This window comes from Mesotoga sp. BH458_6_3_2_1, assembly GCF_003664995.1.
GTDB lineage: Bacteria > Thermotogota > Thermotogae > Petrotogales > Kosmotogaceae > Mesotoga.
Window position 1 is genome coordinate 82,400 of sequence record NZ_JFHL01000025.1, and the last position, 8,576, is coordinate 90,975.

Consider the following 8,576-nt stretch of genomic DNA (forward strand, 5'->3'; position numbering starts at 1 on the left):
CTTATTGGGGGTATGGATGTTGTCGATTATCTGTTATCAATCGGACGAACTACTCATTAAGGAAAAGCTCCTACTTAGCTTTTATCACCCTCTGAAGCATTGTCATTGTGTTACGAAAGAAAACAGACATCTTTTCTCGGTTGGAGCGTGATTTCATGAAAATGAAACCGTTTGTGTTTCTCATGCTCTTACTTACCATTTTGTGCTCTGAGTCTCCATTGCTGGGTCAGGTTATGACTGTTACTCAGCAGAAACCTCTGGCTTTAGTTACAATAGTCGACAATTCAGGCTCCATGGACTGGGATAATCGAGACCCCGAAAACATAAGATTCAAGGGGATGGAGTTTTTAATTGGAAGACTACAGGATCAAGAAGCCTTTTCTTATGTAAGTTTCGATACAAACGCAGATATTGTCATACCCATAACGGAGGTTACCAACAGCAATAGAACTCGGCTTGTTCAGGATGCCTATAGGATTCCTGGAGATCGTGACTGGACGAGCTACACCGATGGATTCATAAAGGGTCTGCAGGTTTCTTTGGAAGCAAAGGAAAGAGGATTCTTTCCCGTAGTTTTGTTTCTTACAGATGGAGAGCTGAATGTCTCGGCTATCGATGAAGAAGACCTCGATGAACTGGAGAAGCTTGTCAAAGACGTAATTCCTCAGTTCTTGAAGGAAGGAATTCCGATTTTCACGATTGGGCTGGGCGACTTCAAGAAGGAGATCTTGATAAACATCTCGGACGCTGCAAAGCTTTTCGAGAACTCAAATCAGTTCTACGAGGTCGTCGATGGAAGCGAGATCCCCTTTGTCATGAACGACATTCTTTCCGTTATTAGAGGCGAGGAGACGTATCAAAGCTACTCGATTTCATCTGGGAAGTCAGAGACGACTTTCGAGATTAGCCCCAATACTCGAAAAATGTCCGTCGAACTCACCTCTCTCGATGAATACATAGACGTAAGCATTTACGATCCAGAAGGAAATGTTCTGACAACAAAGCCTGAGGAATCCTTTGCCTTTCTGAAGTGGGTTGTTGAGAATCCCAAGTCAGGTACCTGGAGAGTAGTCATAGATTCAACAACAGCTTCCAAGATCGCCATTTCCCTTGAACAGGAGTATAGCGTTGAGCTGCTGGTTGACAGATACATCCCGATCGGCAATACATCGGAAGCCCTTGTCAAGCTTACAAAAACCGATCAGACCCTTATTGTTCCCGGGAAGAAATTGTCTGTTGACGGTAAGGAACTGGACGTAAAGACAATCAAAGGATTCTTGACCGTACAGGGAGCCGGGATAGATACCATTGTTGATTTGAAATGGGATGGCTCGAACCTCGTTGGAACCGTCCCGAAGGTTTCGAAGGCAGGAATTCTAAAGATATATGGAGAGGTTCTCATAGAATGCGGCGATAAAAAGGACAGTGTCACAGTTGAACTTGCTGTCCCGCAAAAGACTGCGCGTGTAATAAGCGCAGAAATCGTCAAACTTGAAGCAAGTCCTTCCAAGGGAGCAGTTCGTAACAGCGAAGTAATCGTAAGCGCTAAGGCTGAGAATGCTGTCCTAGATTCTGTAGAGGTTCAGATTTTCTTTCCCGATGGCCTGACTGAAGTGCATAAGTTCACAAGGGATTCTAACTCTCTCTTCAAAGTCGCATTTGTTCCGCCCATCGAAGGTAAATACATGGTTTACCCGGTGCCGACTGAGGATTTCGTTTTCTCAAGTGCTTCGCGTGAGATAGTTGTTCAGGAACCTTACATGACTCTCAAACGAAAGGAACTTGTTATTAGAGGTGCCTTCCCCAACCGAGATTACTGGGTCGAAACGCCTATGATAACGGAGTTCTATGAGCCAGACGACCCAAAAGTGGTCATCACAGCCGATGAGAACGATGCTTTTCTTATTGAAACGCCGGGAAATGTAACTCTCATGCCGGAGAAAAGCGAGACTTCTCTGAAGTTCCTTGTTTCGCTAGAAGAACGCTTTTCGTCAGTTGACAAGATTCTCAGAAAGAGAAGAGAGGGTCTCGTCACCATAAGTGATGTTTCTGGCACTTTGAAACCTTCAGAAGAATCAATAGCGATTAGGGTCATAGCACCGCTTCCAGCTGTGGAAGCTGCCATTGCTTCGGCCATAGTGGCACTCATATTCCTGATTCCGGCTCTCGCCAGAAAAAAGCGGCAGATCCCGGCAGGCCGCATACTAAAGCTTGATGAACTAAATGAAACAACATTTGGTAGAGCCTCCGACGTGCGCTATAGATTCGAACAGAGCAATTTTCCGCTCCATGGTTTCACGATTTTTCATGCAAAACCTGAAGAAGAGAATGATCCATTCTCGACCGGAGAGGAATGGGTGACAAAGTCTGACGATGCTGCAGGAACAATATTCGTCGATGAATACCCGTTGGCTATTGGGGAATCGGCTAGGCTCAATGACGGTTCTCGCATTTCCGTGAGGAAAGGACGAAAGAATCTCTTCGCCTTTTCCTTTGAAACGAGAGAGGATCAAGCTGTCCTTCACGTGAGAAGCACGAAGTATAGATTGAACAAAGCAGCTGTAGCTTCTACCTTGTTCTCCATAATATGTATCTTGACGATTCTTTGGTGGACAATAATCCAAAAATTCGGAATATAGAGGGAGGGATTTCCGTGGCAAAGCACAAGACACCCACCATTGTCTTCGGACTTGGTGGTTTCGGAGTTCAAGTAATCGAGAAGATACTCAAGTTCGAAGAAGAAAGAGGTCGAAGCGACAACATTAGAATTCAGGCATTCGACACCGAAGCAAATTCAAAGTCCCCTGCGGTAAGGAACATCGAAGTCATGAGATTTCCACCGAGCATGAAAGTCTTTCTAAGAGAAAGATTCATACCGAATAACAATTGGTTTCCTTCATTGGACGGGGAGTACAAACGTTTCTTCGACGATGTGCTTGGAAAAGACCAGGATTCCATAAGGGCAGCTCAACAGACAAGAGTTTTCGGCAGATTTGCATTTCATTACAACTTCAACTCAATATACCAAAAAGTATTCCATGCCTTTCAAGGATTCGAGGGAACGAAAGACAGAATCGACGTATTCGTTGCCGTCGGCTTGGCAGGAGGAACTGGAAGCGGCATGTTCCTTGATTTCTTGGCGCTAGTTAGGCACATTGCGGCAAACTTGCAGCTTGCGGCCATGGAAATGCATTTGATAATGACCCTGGGGGATATTATCTACGCCCAAGTAGGCGATGCAGCTCTGAAAAGAGTGTTAGACGCGAACTCTTATGCCGCCTTGAAGGAACTGAATTATTTCGTCCAAGACACTAGGCAGTTCAGATTTGAAGTGAAAGATGCAAAACAGACTATTCCCCTTTCAAAGGCCGAATCCTCACCGGCAGACTATGCACACCTGCTAACATACAGCAACCATAAAGGCTTTGCATATTCCAGCAGAGAAGAACAAGCGGCAATGACGGCAAAGTTTGTCGTTTCACTTACAAATGACAACATCATGCCCAGTTTGAGAAACATCCGAAATCTGGAAATAGATGAGAAGACCGGTTTCAAGCAGTTCATTCTGTCTTTTGGTCTCGGATCGCTCGTGATAGATGTAAATGAAGCGCCGCTTTTCGCTGCCCAGCGGATTTTCCAGTCACTTCTTAAGGAGAAACTGCAAAATCCAGAAGGGGAAAAGACACGTGGGGAGTTGTTCGAGAAACTACAAAGAGTTTTATCCGGTGTCAGTTCGAAACTCATAGGCGGGGTGGAAAAACCCATTCTGAAAAACCTTTCGCCATTAGTTAGTCAAAAGTGGATACTCGGTCTTAGTATCGATCGCGTAGATGACAATACGCTCGAGTCTCTTCTCCGCAGAATGCTTACCGACAACGATTCATCTCCTGCAATCAGGGACTACAGAAACGTCATAGAGAAATACCTGGATAGGTTTGCAAGAGGGGATATTGGTATAGTTCCTCTTGCTTCTGAAGTCAAAGCTCAAATATCTGAGGCAAAAACAATTCTCACTGAATTCATGAGGAATTCTGTCAAATCTATCGGTGGGCTTACTCAAATGAAGGATTTCGTTGAGTTGACAAACGTGGTATACAATAACCTTGTTTCAAATCTAGATAGAGCTCTTACCGAGATCTCTACACAGAAGAAGGATTGGAATACGAGAGTTGACGGTTATGACGCTCAACTGAAAGAATTAGTAAACGATTCGATCGATGATTTGGCTTTTATGGTCAGCAAGAAGGGAAAACAAGACCGTCTCAATTCCGTGGACCAGCTTCTCTTCGCTCTGGCAAAATGGACCGATTTTTCGTTGAGAGAATCTCTGATTAGGAAGTCAATAGAATGGCTTCATGAGCAGTTTGATAACGTAAGAATTTCGGGGGATCTTATCGGATCGGTCAATGAGCTTCTCTCAAAGAAGGAACTGGAAATCGTAAATATTGCAAGTGATGAAGTAACGCAAATAACCTGTGAGGAACATGTCTTTTCTAAGAAGATGATCCTCGAGATGGTAGATAGGATAATGAGTAGAGGCGTCGAAATGATAAACGACATTATGGACGGTCAGAAATATAGACTGGAGGAAATAATCAAGACCATTCCTGATGCAATAGAAAGGAATACTTGGATCAACTCCGAGATTGTTATTGAAGAACTCAGGAGGTTCTACGACTCTATTCACGAAGTCATAAGAACACGTTCTACAGAGCTAAACAGCATCCTCGTTGAGGGATTCGACCAGAAAGAGGTAGAAAACATATTCAGTCTGAAAGAACTTGAAAAAATCTCCGAAGCTTTCTTCACTTACACAAATCTACCAACAAAAACTCTAACCCAGTTGATAAGCGATCTACCAGAGTCTGTGAAAGTGAAACTCAAGAAGACCGGAGCCTACAACAACATGGAAGAATGGATAGATACCGGAATAACGAAAAAGCCCAACCTCACAAGGATAAGTATGTATGTTGGATTGTCGAGCGATCAGGTTTTGTTAAACAACATGAGAGAGAATTACGAAAGTGCTATTGAGGAAAGACCCCTTCACGTTTTCAATAATCTCGATGTGGAAAAGATGCGAGAGCTGAACGGCAAGTCCTCCTTGACCTTCGTCGATCAAGAAAAGCTTTACCGCACGGCGTTGGCCGCCGGAATCATAAGGAAGGAGAAAAGCTACCACTATTTGGCTGGCGAAAATGAACCTATTACCAAAATCGTTGATGGCAAGAAAGTCTGGGCAAAGAAATACATAGTACAGCTTCTGAACGAAGATGAGCGACTAAGAGACAGTGTTATTAACGGAATAAGAAGTCTGATAAAGGAAACTGAAATTGCTCGCCTTACCGAAATATTCTTCAAAAAATCCCGAAGTGGGCTGACAGAAGTTCGTGACGACATTGAGGTTGAACTCTTCAGAAAAGATCTCACTGATAGAGGAGTAAACATCTGAGATCGAAGGGCGGCCAGAAGTATTTCTGGCCGCTCTCTTTGTGGAGATTCATATGTCTTTCTGGGATTCTCTGAAAAGGGTTTTCACAAGTCTTTCAATCACGCTTACGGACTGTCTGACTGCGTGGATCGCGTAAAATATCTCTTATCATATGCAAATAGGAGGTCAGGATGGAAGTAGATTTCGGAAAGCTACAACTGACAGAAGAAAAAACTCTTGAGAGTTTCTTTGAAGAATCCATCAACTTGAAGCTAATAAACTCTCTTATAATCGCGAAAGAAAAGGAGAATTTTCGAGGGAATGAGCTTTCCTCTTATTTCAAAGGTTATCTTCTGCCCCTTTATAAAGACTTCGGCGGGGAATTGTTTGCCAGGTGTCACGGCATTCTAGATAGACTGGAAATAGACAGCTCGATGATCGAGTTCTACATCTCCAACACTCCGGAATTCAACTGCAGCTCAATAAACATACCCGACAAGGCTAAACCGGACATCATAGTGATCAACAGGGGACTACTCGAAAAGCTATCCCTTGACGAGATGGAGTTTGTCATCGGTCACGAAATAGGCCACATACTCTTTGGCCATTCTTACGTCACCAAAGCGATCCAGTATGTATATCCCGAATATGAAAAGCTCCCTCCATTCCTCATGAAGCTCTATGAAGTCTGGAGAAAGCTGGCCGAGATATCATGCGACAGGATCGGATTACTGGCCTGCAACGATTACGAAGTCTCCGTGAGAGCTCTCTTCAAGCTCTCTTCGGGTCTTGAAGACAACTACTTTAACCTCACAACTGAGAATATGTTGAGCATTACCGATAAGGCCTTCGAAGAGATGAAAGAGAACCCCAGTTATCTAAATATCTCTCATCCGGCGAATCCCCTGCGAATAAAAGCGATAAAGGCTTTCTATAATTCCGAGAGCTGGAAGAGGATAAGCGAAGGAAAAGACGTAGACAAAGACGAATCACTGGAAAAGGAGATGGAGAACATAAAGAGCCATATACGAAGGGCTCCGCTAAATGAGCTAGAAACGCTTGAGTTGCAGTTTATCTCTTCGGCAGGACTGATACTTATGTTAGCCGACAAGGAGGAAATAGAAGAGAAGGAACACACCTACCTAATAAACATCCTTTCCGAATACATTCACTGGCCCCAGGAATATTTCTCTACACTCACAGAGGGCGCCGTAGTCAAGAAAATGCAGGAAGCCGTGAAGACGATAAAGGAAAAGGCACCCTGGAAGACAAGACAACTGGCTGGAAAACTCCTCCCCATAATAATCAGAGATAACAAACTCTACGACAACGAGGTAAACATTTATATCAAAATATGCGTAGAAGAACTGGGAATAAACATTTCAGAAGTCGTTGACAGCATTCTGGCAGGAATAAGGCAGATGTACAGTCCGCTTTCGTGATCCTTATTGCACACTAGATTAGATTATACGGGAGGTAGAGTATGAAAGAGAGTGCGAGGGAGATCAAGACATCGATCTTGAGCGAGTTGAAGGAAGAGGAAAGGAACAGGTATGAGCAGGTGTTCGATTCGAATGAATTCAGCCAGGCAGTCTTCGAGGAGAAATATCTCCCACTCCTAGTGTCGAGCATCGAGTTTCTACCCCGCCTCCGCTCTGCCCTTCTGGTATCCATCGCGATCGACTCTCTCCCTGAAAGTAGAGAGGAGCTGCTCGTCGCTTATCTTAGAACGTGGAGACCGGAAGAAGTGATCTCCTTCCATAAAGTCTTCTACAAAGACAGGAAACTCCTTCTTGAATACGGAGAGCTTGGAGAGTCCGCCCTTTTTGAAAGGTTTGCAGATACTGAAGTCTTGAAGTTAATTATTAGTCATGCAGTGACGAAGACTTTTTTTGCCCTGAATATTGGAATGTCTTGCTAATAATACAGCGGTTGCTAGTTGATGAAAGCAAAACAGCTGAGAGTGCATTGCTCCTGTATGGAATAATAGTCTCATTTCAAACGGTTGTGAGGAACGGTGTCTCACGGTTAGTGACGATTCTTAAGATCGTAGTTCGGAAGATTGTATGGATTGTGCGTTATCGCGGAGATTACTAGATGATCGGCATGAATTCCGCCCTTAACTAGAATGAGGGTTAAGTTGAAGAAGTAGGCATTTCGATTCTCTTTACCAGCAATATTCAACTCAGTGCGGAACCAAGGTGGTGATCTCATTGGGTGAAGTCCAGTTGCTCGATGGTATTCTGTTCGCTATTCAGAACACCGCGAACCTGATTTTCGGGATTATTGGGCCTTGCATCGTTTTGATAATTCTCATCTACGTTTTTGCAAGGTTGTTGAACCAGGCCACTCAGACTGCCCTGGGAAGGGTTTATTGTGTATTGTACTTTCCCGGTTGTGTTATTCATGAACTCAGCCACGCCTTCTTTGCATTGATTTTCGGCCATAAGATTACCAAGATTGTTCTCGTTCCTTCAGTATTTGATCCGCAGCCAAGAGTAGAACACCGTTTCAATCCCAGAAACATTATCCATATGATCGGGGCGTTTTTTATCAGCACGGGCCCCATAATAGTCTCGTCTGCGTTGATCTATTTACTGGTTAGGTTCTTGCTGGATGGAGATATCTTTGCTCCGATCTCCGAAATGAATTTTTCCGTGAATCTAATAGAATCCGAAAGAGAGATTCTTCAGCTACTTACATCGCTTTTCGATGGCACCAAGAAGGTTATCGCCAATTTGATCAACCCGGAGAATTTTCTTAACTGGAGATTTTACATAGTATTTTATGCTGGCGCAGTTCTAGGAACGGCAGCGGAACTCAGCTGGGAGGATATCAAATTCGGTTTCTTCGGCTTTCTCTTCCTTCTGCTGATCACGTTCGTGCTGAATCTTCTCCTTTTTCTTACTTACAATTTTGAAATGAAGGATGAGATTTTTGAATATGCGGGAAGGTATAGTGCGTCCATTAGTTCGATTATGGTTTTCACAGTTGCAATCCAGTTCTTTCTATGGTCCATTTTCAAAGTATTCGCGGCAATCAGGAGCTTTTTCAGACGGTGAAAAATAGATCGTTATAAATCTTGTTTTCTACCACGGCAATAACGATTAAAAAGGAGGACAACAAATGCTAAAAAGAAAGGTCT

The 8,576-nt window shown here is 43.7% G+C and carries 5 protein-coding genes; all 5 read left to right on the forward strand.

Annotation, left to right across the window (positions count from 1 at the left end; genetic code table 11):
• Positions 1–155: 155 nt before the first annotated feature.
• The 5 genes from Y697_RS11675 to Y697_RS11695 all read left to right on the forward strand — a co-directional run bounded on the left by Y697_RS11675 (position 156) and on the right by Y697_RS11695 (position 8,493).
• Positions 156–2,639, forward strand: coding sequence for a VWA domain-containing protein (locus Y697_RS11675; RefSeq protein ID WP_121551775.1), 2,484 nt, complete (start codon positions 156–158; stop codon positions 2,637–2,639).
• Between the two features lie 14 nt (positions 2,640–2,653).
• Positions 2,654–5,452, forward strand: a complete 2,799-nt coding sequence (locus tag Y697_RS11680; RefSeq protein WP_183083801.1) for a tubulin-like doman-containing protein — start codon at positions 2,654–2,656, stop codon at positions 5,450–5,452.
• Positions 5,453–5,622: 170 nt separating this feature from the next.
• Positions 5,623–6,873: a M48 family metallopeptidase gene (locus Y697_RS11685; protein WP_121551777.1), complete on the forward strand. Its 1,251-nt coding sequence runs from the start codon at positions 5,623–5,625 to the stop codon at positions 6,871–6,873.
• Between the two features lie 41 nt (positions 6,874–6,914).
• A complete protein-coding gene (locus Y697_RS11690; protein WP_121551778.1) occupies positions 6,915–7,352 on the forward strand; it encodes a hypothetical protein in 438 nt (145 codons plus the stop codon).
• Positions 7,353–7,644: 292 nt separating this feature from the next.
• Positions 7,645–8,493 carry a hypothetical protein gene (locus Y697_RS11695; RefSeq protein WP_121551779.1) on the forward strand — a complete coding sequence of 283 codons (849 nt, stop codon included), beginning with the start codon at positions 7,645–7,647 and terminating at the stop codon, positions 8,491–8,493.
• Positions 8,494–8,576 lie beyond the last annotated feature (83 nt).

Excerpts from the sequence above, each read along its gene's own strand:
- Y697_RS11685 (WP_121551777.1), top strand. The coding sequence starts at position 5,623 with ATGGAAGTAGATTTCGGAAAGCTACAACTGACAGAAGAAAAAACTCTT.
- Y697_RS11690 (WP_121551778.1), top strand. The coding sequence starts at position 6,915 with ATGAAAGAGAGTGCGAGGGAGATCAAGACATCGATCTTGAGCGAGTTG.
- Y697_RS11675 (WP_121551775.1), top strand. The coding sequence starts at position 156 with ATGAAAATGAAACCGTTTGTGTTTCTCATGCTCTTACTTACCATTTTG.